This is a genomic window from Luteibacter rhizovicinus DSM 16549, assembly GCF_001887595.1.
GTDB lineage: Bacteria > Pseudomonadota > Gammaproteobacteria > Xanthomonadales > Rhodanobacteraceae > Luteibacter > Luteibacter rhizovicinus.
Genome location: NZ_CP017480.1, coordinates 2,168,311 through 2,181,800, shown reverse-complemented (window position 1 = coordinate 2,181,800; position 13,490 = coordinate 2,168,311). Strand labels below are relative to the sequence as shown.

Annotated in this window: 16 protein-coding genes and 1 other RNA gene; 11 read left to right on the top strand and 6 right to left on the bottom strand. The window is 65.0% G+C overall.

Going from position 1 to position 13,490, the window contains the following annotated elements; all coding sequences use genetic code 11:
* Window positions 1–17: 17 nt before the first annotated feature.
* Together BJI69_RS09810 and pepQ are read left to right on the top strand one after the other, a co-directional pair.
* Window positions 18–632, top strand: a complete 615-nt coding sequence (locus BJI69_RS09810) for a hypothetical protein (RefSeq protein WP_046967981.1) — start codon at window positions 18–20, stop codon at window positions 630–632.
* Window positions 633–814: 182 nt separating this feature from the next.
* On the top strand, window positions 815–2,137 hold the full coding sequence (pepQ, locus tag BJI69_RS09805; RefSeq protein WP_046967980.1) for a Xaa-Pro dipeptidase: 1,323 nt from the start codon (window positions 815–817) through the stop codon (window positions 2,135–2,137).
* 113 nt (window positions 2,138–2,250) lie between these two features.
* Here pepQ and cydX read toward each other — a convergent pair whose 3' ends face one another.
* Genes cydX through cydP form a run of 4 tightly spaced genes read right to left on the bottom strand, consistent with a single transcriptional unit; the run spans window position 2,251 to window position 5,331 of the window.
* Window positions 2,251–2,388 carry a cytochrome bd-I oxidase subunit CydX gene (gene cydX, locus BJI69_RS09800; protein ID WP_052767214.1) on the bottom strand — a complete coding sequence of 46 codons (138 nt, stop codon included), beginning with the start codon at window positions 2,386–2,388 and terminating at the stop codon, window positions 2,251–2,253.
* A gap of 12 nt (window positions 2,389–2,400) precedes the next feature.
* Window positions 2,401–3,531 carry a cytochrome d ubiquinol oxidase subunit II gene (gene cydB, locus BJI69_RS09795; RefSeq protein WP_046967979.1) on the bottom strand — a complete coding sequence of 377 codons (1,131 nt, stop codon included), beginning with the start codon at window positions 3,529–3,531 and terminating at the stop codon, window positions 2,401–2,403.
* Window positions 3,532–3,541: 10 nt separating this feature from the next.
* Complete coding sequence (locus tag BJI69_RS09790) at window positions 3,542–5,110, bottom strand: cytochrome ubiquinol oxidase subunit I (RefSeq protein ID WP_211258513.1); 1,569 nt, start codon at window positions 5,108–5,110, stop codon at window positions 3,542–3,544.
* Window positions 5,110–5,331, bottom strand: a complete 222-nt coding sequence (gene cydP, locus BJI69_RS09785) for a cytochrome oxidase putative small subunit CydP (RefSeq protein ID WP_046967977.1) — start codon at window positions 5,329–5,331, stop codon at window positions 5,110–5,112. Before cydP ends, BJI69_RS09790 begins: the two co-directional genes overlap by 1 nt.
* A 139-nt stretch (window positions 5,332–5,470) precedes the next feature.
* Between cydP and BJI69_RS09780 the strand changes: the two genes are divergently transcribed.
* Entirely contained in the window at window positions 5,471–6,544 is a 1,074-nt protein-coding gene (locus BJI69_RS09780; protein ID WP_046967976.1) for an acyltransferase family protein, read from the top strand.
* Between the two features lie 134 nt (window positions 6,545–6,678).
* On the opposite strand, the gene BJI69_RS09775 is transcribed toward BJI69_RS09780, so the two are convergent.
* Both BJI69_RS09775 and BJI69_RS09770 read right to left on the bottom strand, forming a co-directional pair.
* Entirely contained in the window at window positions 6,679–7,929 is a 1,251-nt protein-coding gene (locus BJI69_RS09775; RefSeq protein ID WP_244465275.1) for an aminopeptidase P N-terminal domain-containing protein, read from the bottom strand.
* Between the two features lie 38 nt (window positions 7,930–7,967).
* The gene (locus tag BJI69_RS09770) at window positions 7,968–8,534 is read right to left on the bottom strand and encodes a UPF0149 family protein (protein ID WP_046967974.1); all 567 of its coding nucleotides are present in this window, start codon (window positions 8,532–8,534) and stop codon (window positions 7,968–7,970) included.
* Window positions 8,535–8,648: 114 nt separating this feature from the next.
* Between BJI69_RS09770 and BJI69_RS09765 the strand changes: the two genes are divergently transcribed.
* The 8 genes from BJI69_RS09765 (at window position 8,649) to folE (ending at window position 13,490) form a co-directional block, all read left to right on the top strand.
* Entirely contained in the window at window positions 8,649–8,873 is a 225-nt protein-coding gene (locus BJI69_RS09765; protein WP_046967973.1) for a TIGR02449 family protein, read from the top strand.
* Window positions 8,874–8,881: 8 nt separating this feature from the next.
* On the top strand, window positions 8,882–9,190 hold the full coding sequence (locus BJI69_RS09760) for a cell division protein ZapA (RefSeq protein ID WP_046967972.1): 309 nt from the start codon (window positions 8,882–8,884) through the stop codon (window positions 9,188–9,190).
* A gap of 7 nt (window positions 9,191–9,197) precedes the next feature.
* A non-coding RNA gene (ssrS, locus tag BJI69_RS09755) (6S RNA) lies at window positions 9,198–9,381 on the top strand.
* Between the two features lie 109 nt (window positions 9,382–9,490).
* Window positions 9,491–10,102 carry a 5-formyltetrahydrofolate cyclo-ligase gene (locus tag BJI69_RS09750; protein WP_046967971.1) on the top strand — a complete coding sequence of 204 codons (612 nt, stop codon included), beginning with the start codon at window positions 9,491–9,493 and terminating at the stop codon, window positions 10,100–10,102.
* A complete protein-coding gene (locus tag BJI69_RS09745; protein WP_046967970.1) occupies window positions 10,099–10,557 on the top strand; it encodes an EVE domain-containing protein in 459 nt (152 codons plus the stop codon). The genes BJI69_RS09750 and BJI69_RS09745 overlap by 4 nt, the downstream gene beginning before the upstream one ends.
* The gene (gene rpiA, locus BJI69_RS09740; protein ID WP_046967969.1) at window positions 10,554–11,210 is read left to right on the top strand and encodes a ribose-5-phosphate isomerase RpiA; all 657 of its coding nucleotides are present in this window, start codon (window positions 10,554–10,556) and stop codon (window positions 11,208–11,210) included. Before BJI69_RS09745 ends, rpiA begins: the two co-directional genes overlap by 4 nt.
* Window positions 11,211–11,236: 26 nt before the next feature.
* Window positions 11,237–12,685: a DNA recombination protein RmuC gene (locus BJI69_RS09735; RefSeq protein ID WP_046967968.1), complete on the top strand. Its 1,449-nt coding sequence runs from the start codon at window positions 11,237–11,239 to the stop codon at window positions 12,683–12,685.
* Window positions 12,686–12,893: 208 nt separating this feature from the next.
* On the top strand, window positions 12,894–13,490 hold the full coding sequence (folE, locus tag BJI69_RS09730; RefSeq protein WP_046967967.1) for a GTP cyclohydrolase I FolE: 597 nt from the start codon (window positions 12,894–12,896) through the stop codon (window positions 13,488–13,490).

The following is a 13,490-nucleotide window of genomic DNA, read 5'->3' as shown; positions in this document are numbered from 1 at the left end:
GATCACCATCGCCCATCATGAGCGATGCCACCACCATCCTGGTCGATACCGACCTCGAACGCGACGATGCCGCGGCCGCCGCCACTGGTCTCTATTTGAGGCTGGCCGGCGACGGCACGATCTCGCCTGTCTATGAAGTCGAAAGCGAACCGCGTTTTCGTGTGCTCGATGAGCGCCTCACCCAGGACACCGGCGTCTACGCGATCGGTCTGCATGCAAGCAGCCACCGCTGGCGCGACGACGAAAAGGGCGGTGCACACCTGGTCGAGGGCGGCCCGGAAAACGGCATTTTCTGTCGCTACGACGGCAGCTTCACCATCCGCTGTCCGGAGTGTCGCCAGCCGCTGGCACCCGGCGATGAAGGCAGCGAAGCGCTGGAAGAAGCCCTGGCGGTGTGGTGCGACGCGCCCAACTCGGCGTATGTGGCCTGTCCCGGCTGCGCGGCCTGGACGCCGCTCACGCTCTGGCGCTCTCCTGCCCATGATTTCGCCGTGGGTCACTTCGCCATCACCCTCTACGGCACGCACCTGCGCAGCCTGACCGATGGCCAGAACGACCACGCCGCCACCCTGCTCCGCCACCGCCTCGGCGACGTCGCCGGCGATTTCGCCGTGGTCTACGCCCGCGCCTAGACCACCGGTTGTGGGAGCCGATTCATCGGCGATCCCGCGGCAGCGGGCCAGGTTGGCGCAAGCACCCCATCGCCGATAAATCGGCTCCCACAGGAAAGCCGGCGACCCCGGAGGCTTGGCTACGGGATCGCCGAAGCGCACCATTGGCGTTTGCCCCGCCCCCTGTTCCCCGGAGATCGACGATGAACGACGCGCTGGCCGCGCTCTACCCGCAGCACCTCGCCACCTTGCGTGAGCGCACCGATACCGCGCTGGCGCGCGGCGGTTTCGACCACCTCGTCGTCCCGGCCGGCCGACCGATCACCAAGTTCCTCGACGACCAGGACTACCCGTTCATCGCCAACCCGCACTTCAAGCACTGGCTGCCGCTGGTCGATGCGCCGGGCAGCTGGCTGGTCTACACCCCGGGCGAGAAGCCCAAGCTGGTCTTCCTGCAGCCGCGCGATTACTGGCACGTGGTGCCGGAAGCGCCGTCGGGCTATTGGGTCGATTCATTCGACATCGTCATCGTGCGCAAGCCGGCCGACGCGATCGCCGAACTGCCGCAGTCACTCGCCCGCTCGGCGATCATCGGCGATCAGTACTGCGCGCTCGACGAGGTCTGTGCGAACAACCCGCCGGCGGTGGTCGATCACCTGCATTACCACCGTGCGTTCAAGACGCCCTATGAAATCGCGCTGATGCGCGAAGCCAGCCGTCGCGGTACGCGCGGTCATCGCGCGGCCGAGCAGGCGTTCCGCAACGGCGAAAGCGAGCTCGGCATCCACTTCGCCTATCTCAAGGCCGTCGGCCAGATCGACGCCGAGCTGCCGTACGCCAGCATCGTCGGCCTCAACGAGCACGGCGCCGTCCTGCATTACACCAACTTCGATCGCAAGGCACCGGCCGAGAGCCGCTCCTTCCTGATCGATGCCGGCGCGAGTGCCTCCGGCTACGCGAGCGACATCACGCGCACGTATGCGGGCAAGAACTTTGGTGAGTTCCAGGCACTGATCGACTCGGTCGACGCGGCCGAGCAGTCGTTCGTGTCGAAGGTGCGCGCCGGCCAGAGCTATCCCGAACTGCATGTGCACGCCCACCATGCGCTTGCCGGCGTGCTGCGCGAGCATGGTTTCATTCGGATGAGCGCGGAAAGCGCGGTGGAATCCGGCGTCTCGTCCGCGTTCTTCCCGCACGGTCTCGGCCACGGCATCGGTCTGCAGGTACACGACGTCGCCGGCTTCGCGGCCGGTGAAACCGGTGGCACCATCGCCAAGCCGGAAGGTCATCCGTACCTGCGCCTGACGCGTAACCTCGAAGCCGGCATGGTGGTCACCATCGAGCCGGGCATTTACTTCATCGACATGCTGCTGGCCGAACTGAAGAACAAGCCGTTCGCCAACGACATCGACTGGGCCAAGGTCGATGCCTTCCGCAAGTACGGCGGCATCCGCATCGAAGACGACGTGGTCTGCACCACGGGCGAGCCGGAAAACCTCACCCGCGACGCCTTTGCCCTGATCTGATCCGTGCTTTTGTAGGAGCCGATTCATCGGCGAAAGGGTGCTCGCCACACCCTTTCCCGCTGCCGCGGGATCGCCGATAAATCGACTCCTACATAAAACACCGACAGGTCGGATTACGGACCCTCGTGCTTCGGCATCGGATCCCGCTTCAGCGTCGCCTCGTCGTCCGAATGCACTTCGTACCAGATGGCGTTGAGGATGCCGAAGGCGGCGGCGAGACCAAGGCCCAGTATCCAGGCGAAATACCACATGGCTTTGCTCCTTCAGTACAGGCTGTGCGACTTGCGCACGTGTTCGAGGGTGACCCGGCCACGCATGACGCGGTAGACCCAGCCGGTATAGAGCAGGATCAACGGGATGAAGACGACGGTCACACCGAGCATGATCAGTAGCGTGCCGCGGCTGGAGGACGCGTCCCATATCGTGAGGCTGGATGTCGGATCAGCTGCCGAGGGCATGAGAAACGGGAACAACGCAAAGCCCGCGGAGAGGATGGTTCCCGCCACGGCGAGGCAGCTGCAGAAGAAGCCCAGGAAGCCGCGCCTGCCGACGAACAGCTGCAAACCGAGTGCGCCAACGAAAGCGATGACCGGGCCGGCCCAGAAGTACGGATGCGTGAGATAGCTGGCGAACCACGATCCACCGACCGCTACCTGCTTGTTCATAGGATTGGACATCGCATCGGTAACCACCGGCCCCGACACGGCGTAACCCGGAATGCCGTAGGCCAACCAGATGCCGGCGAGCACGAACAACACGATGTAAACCGCCGAAGCGATGCGTGACACCTTCGCCGCGCGTTCCGCGATGAGCAAGTCGGCCTTCATCGCTGCCCAGCTCGCGCCATGCGCCAGCAGCATGCTCAGACTCACCAGGCCGGACAGCAGCGCGAACGGACGGAACAGCTGGAAGAAGCTACCATCCCAGGTCATCCGCAAGTCGCCGTCGTAATGGAACGGCAGGCCGAGGAACAGGTTACCGAAGGCTACGCCGCAGACCAGCATCACGATCACACCGGATGCGATCAGGCACGTATCCCACACGGCCCGCCAACGCGGATCGTCCACCTTCTCGCGGAAATTGAACCCGACCGGGCGGATGATGAAAGCGACAAGAAGCACGAACATCGCCACGTACAGGCCGGAGAACGAGGCGGCATAAAGCAGCGGCCACGCGGCGAATACCGCGCCGCCACCGAGGATGAACCACACCTGGTTGCCTTCCCACGTCGGCTCGATGGTCTCGAGCAGCACCACGCGCTCGTGCTCGTCGCGCCCAAGAATGCGCAACAGCGCGGCCACGCCGAAGTCGAAGCCATCCATGACCGCAAAGCCGATCAGCAGGACGCCGATCAGCGCCCACCAGATCACACGCAGGGTTTCGTAATCGAACATGTCGTTCTCCTCAGACCGTCTGCGCGGTGACGGGAATGGCGTCCGGGCGCTTCGGCCACATGCCGAGGCCATCCGGACCCTTGCGGGCGAACTTGAGCATCAGGTAGCCATCGACGAAGGCCAGCGCCGTGTAGAACAGGACGAAGCCACCCAGGGAAATCCAGACCTGTCCTGCCGTGAGCGACGACGCTCCCAGCGCGGTTGGCAGTACGCCCTCAATCGCCCACGGCTGCCGACCGTACTCGGCGACGATCCAGCCCAGCTCCGCGGCCACCCACGGCAGCGGCAGGCTCCACAGAGCCACCTTGAGAAATCTACGGCCGTCGAGACGCCGCGTGCTCGAGCGCCAGAACGCATAACCGAACAGGAAGATGAAGTACATGCCGCACGCGACCATGATGCGGAACGACCAGAACAGCACCGGGACATTCGGGATCGTACTGTCGGCGGCCTTCTGGATGTCGGCCGGTGTCGCCTTGCGCGGGTCGTCCATGAATCGCTTGAGCAGCAAGGCGTAACCCATGTCCTTGTCGTGCGCGGCGAGAATCGCCTTCGCCTGCTCGTCGCCCTTGTTCTCTCGCAGGATAAGCATGGCGTCGTAGGCCTTGATGCCATCGGCGATGCGGATCTTGGCGTCGTCGACAAGGGCGGCAATGCCGGGAATCGGCTGGTCGATGGAGCGTGTGCCGATCAGTCCCATGACCCAGGGCACGCGGATCGCCGCATGCGTCTCTCGCGCTTTCACATCGGGCAGGCCGAACAGCGTGAACGACGCCGGTGCCGGCTCGGTCTCCCACATGGCCTCGATCGCGGCCATCTTCATCTTCTGGTTTTCGGACACGGTGTAACCGGACTCGTCACCCAGCACCACGACCGACAGCGACGCGGCGAGGCCGAAGCTTGCCGCCACGGTCATCGAGCGCTTGGCGAAGTCGACGTTGCGTCCGCGTAGCAGGTACCACGCGCTGATCGAAAGCACGAACATCGCACCCATCGTGTAGCCCGCGCTCACCGTGTGCACGAACTTGGATTGCGCGACCGGATTGAAGATGACCTCCTTGAACGAGGTGACCTCCATGCGCATGGTCTGCGGGTTGAATGCTGCACCTACCGGATTCTGCATCCATGCATTGGCGATAAGTATCCACAGCGCCGACAGGCTGGTCGCGAGGGCGAGGAACCAGGTGACCAGCATGTGCTTCAACGGCGAGATGCGATCCCAGCCGAAGAAGAACAGACCGACCAGGGTGCCTTCGAGGAAGAAGGCCATCATCCCTTCGATCGCCAGCGGCGCACCGAAGATGTCACCGACGTAGTGCGAGTAGTACGCCCAGTTCGTACCGAACTGGAACTCCATGGTCACGCCGGTGGCCACGCCCATGGCGAAGTTGATGCCGAACAGCACGCCCCAGAACTGGGTCATGCGTTTCCACACCTCGCGTCGCGTCATCACGTAGACGCTCTCCATGATGGCGAGCATGAAGGCGAGGCCGAGCGTGAGCGGCACGAAGAGGAAGTGATACAGCGCCGTCAATGCGAATTGCAGGCGCGACAGGCCGACGACATCGGGGTCGACGATCATGGCTTGGATCCCTGGGTAGAGGCGGAAGCGGGCGCGAGCATCCGTCCGACACCGGCGGGCGAGACGTCCGCGCGGGGCAGGGGCCGGATGGCCACGTACCAGATGAGCATGAGCAGGGCGAGCTTGGCGACGACGATCACCGACAACTCGAGGACCAGCCTCGGCAGGGGCTTCTTGTCGCGCCAGCGACGGCGCCTGGGTGGAACGTCGACAACCATCGGTGCGACTCCCTCGATTCCCTGAACATCTGCCAGGCATCGTATGCCTGGCGAGCCGACCGCGATCCATGGCCGATTGTCGCAACCGGCTGACCGCGTATGCTTCGGTTTCCCTCGTTGGCTGAAGCGTATCCCCGGGATGGTTCCGAATAAAGTGCGCTATGCCTCAGTCGACATCCTGCGCGGAATGACGGTGGCCGCCATGCTCCTGGTCAACGATCCCGGGGACTGGGGCCATGTCTGGTGGCCCCTGGAGCACGCCGAGTGGAACGGCTGCACGCCGACCGACTTCGTTTTCCCCCTCTTTCTTTTCATCGTCGGGGTGTCGGTGTCGCTGGCCATCGTGCCGCGCATCGAGGCTGGCGCCGAGCATGCACCGATTCGGCATGCGGCGTTGCGCCGCGCCGCCCGCATCGTCGGATTGGGACTGCTGCTGAATCTCGTCGCGTGGCTGACCATCCCCGAGGCCCACCTGCGCCTTCCCGGCGTGCTGCAGCGGATCGGTCTCTGCTTCGCCGCGGCGGCGCTTCTCGCCGTGGAGGCGCGACCGCGTACGCGTGACTTTGTCGGCGTGGTGTTGCTGGTTGGCTACGGCGTCCTGCTGCTGGCCGGCGGCTCGCTCGACCCCTGGATCAATATCGTCAGCCGGGTGGATACCGCCGTCTTCGGCTCCTTCGTGTACGTGACCGACGCCCCCAGCGGTCGTGGCCACGATCCCGAAGGGCTGTTGGCCACCTTGCCGGCGCTGGCCACCACCCTGCTCGGCATGCGTGCAGGGGCATGGCTTCGCGCAGGCGATACACGCCGCCTGCTCATCGCGGCCGTCGCCTGCGCCGTGGCCGGCTGGCTGCTGCAACCGCTCTGGCCGTTCAACAAGAACCTGTGGACGCCGAGTTACGTGTTGTGGACCGGCGGCTGGTCGTTCGCCGTGCTGGCACTCTTCCACGTCCTGATCGACCAACGCGGCTGGCGACTGCCCGGACGCGCCTTCGGCGTCAACGCCATTGCGGCCTACGCGGGCTCGGGACTGATGGTCTACCTGCTCATCGGCCTCGGCATCGCCGCACCGCTCTACCGCGTGGCTTTCGCGTCATGGATGACGCCGTTGTTCGGACCGTATGTGCCTTCGGCCGCCTGGGGTGTCGTCTTCGTCACCGTCTGGTGGCTGGTGGTCCGCTGGATGGACAAGCGTGGCATCTACCTCAAGGTTTGAGGCACGGCTCGTTCGGGGGGGGGCGGCCCTTGTGGGAGCCGATTCATCGGCGACAGGCGTTACGGCGTCACCGCTCCGTTGGCTTTTCGCCGATGAATCGGCTCCCACAGAATCGGTTCCTACAGAGAAAGCGGTTATCGCTCCAGGGCCTCGGGTGATTTGGGCACCATCGCCGTCAGCACATCCGGCGCGCCCTTGGTCACGGCGACATCGTCCTCGATGCGGATGCCGATGCCGCGCCAGCGTTCGTCGACCGTCTTGTCGTTCGGCGGAACGTAAATGCCAGGCTCGACGGTGACGACCATGCCTTCCTCGAGCACGCGCGGCTCGCCGTCGATGCGGTAGTCGCCGACATCGTGCACATCCAGGCCGAGCCAGTGGCCGGTCTTGCTGGGGAAGTAGGCCTTGTAGCTGCCATCGGCGATAGCGCGATCGGCACCGCCCTTGAGGATGCCGACGGCACAGAGGCCCTCGGCGATCACCCGCACGGCGGCATCGTGCGCCGCGCCGAACGACCGACCGGGTCGCACGGCATCGATGGCGGCGAGCTGGGCCTCGTGGACGATCTCGTAAAGCGCACGCTGGGCCGCCGTAAAGCGACCACCCACCGGGAAGGTCCGCGTGATGTCCGAGGCATAGCACTCCACTTCGGCACCGGCGTCGATCAGGAGCAGGTCGCCATCCTTCAGGGTGGCCCGGTTGGCCTGGTAATGCATGATGCAGGCGTTGGCGCCACCGGCAACCGTCGGCGGAAAGGCCGGCACGGCGCCCTGGCTGCGGATGCTGCGCAGGATCTCGCCTTCGATCTCGTATTCCGCCACGCCGGGACGCGCCAGCGCCATCGCGGCGATATGGGCCGCGCCGGCCACTTCGCCCGCACGTCGCATCAGGGCGAGCTCGTCGCGCGACTTGAACAGGCGCAGGTCGTGGAGCAGGTGGCCCAGCGCGACCAGATCCTTGGGCACCACGCCACCACCGCGTGCCGTGCGCAGGCGACGTATCCAGCCCAGCAACCGTGCGTCGAAGTCCGGCTCCTGCCCGAAATGGCAGTAGACGCGCGCCCTGCCCTCGATCATCCCGGGCAGGATGTCGTCGATATCGTCAATCGGAAAAGCGTCGTCGAGGCGCAGCTCACGCGCGGCGCGATCGGTACCCATCCGCTCACCATCCCAGCGCTCGCGCTCGGCATCGCGTTCCCGGCAGAAAAGCACGGTTTCGCCATGGGCGCGACCCGGCAACAGGGCGAGCACGGCCTCGGGTTCGCCGAAGCCGGTGAGATAGTGGAAGTCGGAGTCCTGCCGGTACGGCCACGGGGCGTCCGCATTACGCATGCGCTCGGGGGCGGCGGCGAGGATCAGGACGGCATCCTCGCCCGCCATGCGCATCAGCTCCCGGCGCCGCCGGGCGTACTCGGCAGCGGAGATCAATGCAGGGTGTCGTTGGCCGACCGCGCTCCGTTGCTCAGTTCGGCGTGGAGCAGCATGGCGCCGGCACGGACGAATTCCTCCAGCTCGGTCAGGTTTTCGTCGTTGATGTCGTCGTCGGTGTCGAATTCGAACTCGGTCGAGGCGATGTTGGCCATGTCTCTGAGGACTTCCTGCGAATCCTCGCTCATGCCCCGGTTGCGCTCGACCGATCCGCCCAGACCGAATCCACCGAGGAACCCATGGATCCAGTCGATCAGGCCGTCGGCGCGTTCGGGGATGGGAGCATCGTCGTCGGGCAGCCAAGGCGAGAAGGTCAGCTCCGGGTCGGCGAGCCACTCCTCGGTCTGGTGACGCAACCGGTTGAGCATGTCCAGTTCATCGGCGGTCGGAGCCGGATCCGGCTCCAGGCTGAGTGCCTCCAGGATGGCGCCATGAGGAAACCGGCCGCCGGCACTGATGAACCCCACGAGCGAGCCGTGGAACTCACTCACCGATGTTACCAGCTTGCAGCGCCCGATGAGCTCGGCGATGTCTTCGGGATCGACGGTCTGGTTGGCCGACATGGGGGTACTCCTCGATAACTTTGCTGCACAGTCTAATGCAGCCACCTTCACGCCGTTCGTTTCACCCCTGCCACCCCCTGCCGACAAGCGCGAACCTCCTGTTATAGTCCGCGCATGACGAATCCGGACGCCTTCAAGACCGAAGTGGAAGCCCTGAGCGCAACGCTCGACCGGCTCGTCGATACCGTTCGCCGCCTGCACGAGGAAAACCGCAGCCTGCGGCACAGCCAGGAACAGTTGGCTAACGAACGTGCGGGGCTCATGGCGCGCAACGAACAGGCGCGCGGTCGCGTCGAAGCGATGATCCAGCGCCTCAAGGCGCTCGAGAACACAGGCTGATCCGTCACATGAATGCCACCGCCAGCGAACCGGTATCCCTCCGCCTCCTCGATCGCGAGTTCCATATCGCGTGCGCGCCGGAGGAGCGGGCCGGCCTGATCGCCGCCGCCCAGTTTCTCGACGGCAAGATGCGCGAGCTCAAGGCCAACGCCAAGGCGCCCGGCTTCGACCGGATCGCCGTCCTGACCGCCGTCAGCATCGCCCACGAGCTGCTTTCGCTCAGAAAGGAGCACGAGTCGCAGGAACAGGTGCTGACCGACGGATTGGCCTCTCTTCGCAAGAAGCTTGATGGTCTGCTCGACGCACCGGTAAAATAGCCGAAGGCGTTCCCTGCGGTGTTCGCCAGCGCACTTTACATTTGCCTTGTTCCTACATACGACCCCGGGTCGGCTTTTCGTGGCTGTTGTGCATGTCCGCCTTTGTGCGGAAAGCCTGGATGCTGCGTAGCTCTCCCACCTGATCCTTTGGATCAAGGTCGTTTGGTGCGCAGCGGCATCGCGGAGAACGCCTCTCCTTAATCAGCCGATCGGCCACCAGGCCGGTCAGCGCCCCTGTCGCGGCACCGGCTGGGGCGGCTCGACGGCAACCTTCGACCGTGCCGTTCAGCTGAGCGCCCCATGTCAAAGCTTCCCGAGAGACGCGAACTTCGAGCCGACCTCGTCCAGCGCCGACGCCAGCTGACGCCGGCCGAGCGCGTCGCCGCGGCCCGTGGCCTGCGCGATTCGCTCGAGCAGTTGCCCGAATTCCTGACCGACAAGCACGTCGCGGGCTATTGGGCGACCGGCGGCGAGCTGCCGCTCAACCTGGCCATCGCGCCACTGGCTGACCGCGGCCAGACCTTTTACCTGCCGATCGTGACCAAATCGGGCGGCAAGCGCCGCCTGACTTTCGCCCCGTGGGCCACCGGTGAGGACGTCGAATCCAACGACATGGGCATTCCGGAGCCCAAGGCCTCCGAGCACATCGTCGAGGCGAACAAGCTGGACCTCGTGCTGGTGCCCCTGCTGGGTTTCGACCGCAAGGGCAACCGCCTCGGTTTTGGCGGCGGCTACTACGACCGCAGCTTCGAGTTCCTGCATGGCCAGCAGCGCCCTGCCCAGCCCCTGCTGGTCGGCGTGGGTTACCACTTCCAGGAACTGGACGCGATCACGACGGCCGAGTGGGACATCTCGCTCGACTACATCGCGACCGACAAGGAACTGATCGACTGCACGGGTGGCGCCGTATGAACTACTGGCTCATGAAGTCCGAGCCGGATGCTTTTTCGATCGACGACCTCAAGCGCAAAGGCAGCGAACCCTGGGACGGTGTGCGCAACTACCAGGCGCGCAACTTCATGCGCGACGGCATGAAGGTCGGCGACAAGATTTTCTTTTACCACTCGAACACGGATATCCCGGGCATCGTCGGCATTGCCACGGTCGCCTCGCCGGCTTACCCGGACGAGAGCCAGTTCAACAAGAAATCCAAGTACTACGACGAGAAAGCCACCCGCGAGGAACCGCGCTGGGTGCTGATCGACGTGAAGTTCGAACGCAAGCTCGCGCGGACCATTTCGCTCGAAGAACTGAAGAACCGCGACGAACTCGCCGACATGCCGCTGGTGCGCAAGGGCAATCGCCTGTCGGTCATGCCGGTCGCCAAGGGCGACTGGGATTTCATTCTCACGCTGGAAAAGCCATGAGCCAGGATAACGAGAAGCGCCTTGCCGCCGAGACCGCCGTGCATCGTTACGTCGAGAACGGCACGTTCAAGGGCGGCATCATCGGCGTGGGCACCGGCTCCACCGTGAACTTCTTCATCGATGCGCTTGCGCCCTTCCGCGACAAGATCAAGGCCGCGGTGTCCAGCTCGGAAGCCTCCAGCGATCGCCTGCGCAAGCTGGGCATCGACGTGCTCGACCTCAATGCCGCCGGCCGCCTCGACCTCTATGTCGACGGCGCCGACGAGTGCGATGCGCAGAAACGCCTGATCAAGGGCGGTGGCGCGGCACTCACGCGCGAGAAGATCGTCGCCGCGGCATCCGACAAGTTCGTCTGCATCATCGATGCCAGCAAGCAGGTGGACGTGCTCGGCACGTTCCCCCTGCCGATCGAAGTGATCCCGATGGCACGCAGCCTGGTCGCCCGCGAGATCGTCGCCCTCGGTGGCCAGCCGGTATGGCGCGACGGCGTGGTCACCGACAACGGCAACTGGATCCTCGATGTGCACAACTGGCGCATCACCCAGCCGGTGGAGCTCGAAGCCACGCTCAACCAGATCGTCGGCATCGTGACCGTCGGCCTCTTCGCCAAGCGCCCGGCCGACGTCGTCATCGTGGGCAATCGCGAGATCTGATCGGGGCCGGTGTACCCTCTCGCCCCATGACGCTTGAATCCATCCTCCTAATTGTCCTGCTGGTGCTCGCACTGGCTTGCCTCGGCCTGCTCGCCGTCCTGCTTTCTCGCGGAAAACAGGACGACGGTAACGCCGGTCGCCTCGATGCCCTGCGTGAAGACAGCCGTCGCCTCGAGGGCGTGCTGCGCGATGAACAACGCGCCGGCCGTGGCGAGCTCGGTGAGAGCTTCAGCCAGTTCCGCGGCCACGTGCAGGAGCAGATGCAGCAGGCCGCCGAACGGCAGCACGAGCGCATCGAAGGCTTCGGGCGCCGCCTCGACCAGCTGACCGAACGCACGGATACCGGCCTGCAATCGCTGCGCCAGGGCCTGGCCGACGACTCGCGCAAGACCCGCGAAGAATCCGCGCTCACCCTCAAGCACTTCGGTGAGCTGCTCGACCAGCGTTTCACGGCCCTGACCGGCGATAACGAGAAGCGCCTCGGCGACATTCGCACCACGCTGGAAACCCGCCTGGCGGCGATCCAGCAGGACAACGCGGCCAAGCTCGAGCAAATGCGCGCCACCGTGGACGAAAAGCTCCAGTCCACCCTGGAAACCCGCCTGGGCCAGTCGTTCCAGCTCGTTTCCGAGCGCCTCGAAGCCGTCCAGCGCGGCCTCGGCGAGATGCAGGCCCTGGCCGCCGGCGTCGGTGATCTCAAGCGCGTCCTGACCAATGTGAAGACCCGCGGCACCTTTGGCGAAGTCCAGCTCGGCGCCCTGCTCGAACAGATCCTCGTCGCCGAGCAGTACGCGGCCAACGTGGCGACCGTGCCCGGCTCGGCCGAACGCGTGGAGTATGCGATCCGCCTGCCCGGTACCGAAGACGGCACCCCGGTCTGGCTGCCGATCGACGCCAAGTACCCGATCGAGGATTACCAGCGCCTGCTCGATTTCCAGGACGCCGCGGACGCCGACGGCGTGCTCGTCGCCGGCAAGGCGCTCGAGCTGCGCGTGCGTGAGGAAGCCAAGCGGATCCACAGCAAATACGTGGCCCCGCCGCACACGACCGATTTCGCCATTCTTTTCCTGCCGACCGAAGGCCTCTACGCCGAGGTCATCCGCCGGCCCGGCCTGTCCGACCAGCTGCAGCGCGAGTATCGGGTGACGATTGCCGGCCCGACCACGCTCACCGCCCTGCTCAACAGCCTGCAGATGGGTTTTCGCACCCTGGCCATCGAGAAGCGTTCGTCCGAGGTCTGGCAGGTGCTGGGCGCGGTCAAGAACGAGTTCAGCAAGTTCGGCACGGTGCTGGAAAAAACCCGCAAGCAGCTGGATACGGTGCGCAACAGCATCGACAGCGCCGGCACGCGTACCCGCGCCATCGAGCGCAAGCTGCGTGGTGTCGAATCGCTCACGGGAGACCAGTCGCAGGCCCTGCTGGAGCTTCCGGCGGATCTGGACGAGCCCGAGACGCCCGATCCGTCCGAGGACTGAAGCCTCTGTGGGCGGCTCCTGTGGGAGCCGATTCATCGGCGATGCTCTTCGGTGGGGACTGGGGCTAGCAACCTGGGAGGAGCGCTGCTGCGCAGCGGGTTTATTGGCCATTCGCCGATGAATCGGCTCCTACATGTATCTATTGCCGATGAATCGGCTCCTACATTTCCTAATACAATGGGTGTTTGAACCTTCGAAGGAATCCCCGATGAGCGACGACGCCACGTCCCGCCCGGTCACCCGCGAACAGGCCGAAGAGGCGGTGCGCACGCTGCTGCTATGGTCGGGTGAGGATCCGACTCGCGAGGGCCTGCTGGACACGCCCAAGCGCGTGGTCAAGGCCTACTCGGACTGGTTCAAGGGCTACGACGAGGATCCCGCCGAATACCTTCGCCGCACCTTCAAGGAAGTGGAAGGCTACGACGAGATGATCGTGCTGCGCGACATCGAGTTCGAAAGCCACTGCGAACACCACATGGCACCGATCATCGGTCGCGCGCATGTCGGCTACGTGCCGACCGATCGCGTCGTCGGCATCAGCAAGCTGGCGCGCGTCGTGGACGGTTTCGCCCGCCGCTTCCAGGTCCAGGAAAAGCTCACCGCGCAGATCGCCCACTGCATCGAAGACACCTTGCGCCCGCGCGGCGTCGGTGTGGTGATCGATGCCAGCCATGAGTGCATGACCACCCGTGGCGTGCACAAGCGCGGCGTGTCCATGGTGACCAGCCAGATGCTCGGCAGCTTCCGCGAAGATCCCCGCACACGAGGCGAGTTCCTTCGCTTCGTCGGCGTCGACCGTCGCTGA

Coding starts and splice junctions, on each gene's coding strand:
- BJI69_RS09810 (WP_046967981.1), top strand. CDS start 18: ATGAGCGATGCCACCACCATCCTGGTCGATACCGACCTCGAACGCGAC.
- pepQ (WP_046967980.1), top strand. CDS start 815: ATGAACGACGCGCTGGCCGCGCTCTACCCGCAGCACCTCGCCACCTTG.
- cydX (WP_052767214.1), bottom strand. CDS start 2,388: ATGTGGTATTTCGCCTGGATACTGGGCCTTGGTCTCGCCGCCGCCTTC.
- cydB (WP_046967979.1), bottom strand. CDS start 3,531: ATGTTCGATTACGAAACCCTGCGTGTGATCTGGTGGGCGCTGATCGGC.
- cydP (WP_046967977.1), bottom strand. CDS start 5,331: ATGGTTGTCGACGTTCCACCCAGGCGCCGTCGCTGGCGCGACAAGAAG.
- BJI69_RS09780 (WP_046967976.1), top strand. CDS start 5,471: ATGGTTCCGAATAAAGTGCGCTATGCCTCAGTCGACATCCTGCGCGGA.
- BJI69_RS09775 (WP_244465275.1), bottom strand. CDS start 7,929: ATGCGCATGGCGGGCGAGGATGCCGTCCTGATCCTCGCCGCCGCCCCC.
- BJI69_RS09770 (WP_046967974.1), bottom strand. CDS start 8,534: ATGTCGGCCAACCAGACCGTCGATCCCGAAGACATCGCCGAGCTCATC.
- BJI69_RS09765 (WP_046967973.1), top strand. CDS start 8,649: ATGACGAATCCGGACGCCTTCAAGACCGAAGTGGAAGCCCTGAGCGCA.
- BJI69_RS09760 (WP_046967972.1), top strand. CDS start 8,882: ATGAATGCCACCGCCAGCGAACCGGTATCCCTCCGCCTCCTCGATCGC.
- BJI69_RS09750 (WP_046967971.1), top strand. CDS start 9,491: ATGTCAAAGCTTCCCGAGAGACGCGAACTTCGAGCCGACCTCGTCCAG.
- BJI69_RS09745 (WP_046967970.1), top strand. CDS start 10,099: ATGAACTACTGGCTCATGAAGTCCGAGCCGGATGCTTTTTCGATCGAC.
- rpiA (WP_046967969.1), top strand. CDS start 10,554: ATGAGCCAGGATAACGAGAAGCGCCTTGCCGCCGAGACCGCCGTGCAT.
- BJI69_RS09735 (WP_046967968.1), top strand. CDS start 11,237: ATGACGCTTGAATCCATCCTCCTAATTGTCCTGCTGGTGCTCGCACTG.
- folE (WP_046967967.1), top strand. CDS start 12,894: ATGAGCGACGACGCCACGTCCCGCCCGGTCACCCGCGAACAGGCCGAA.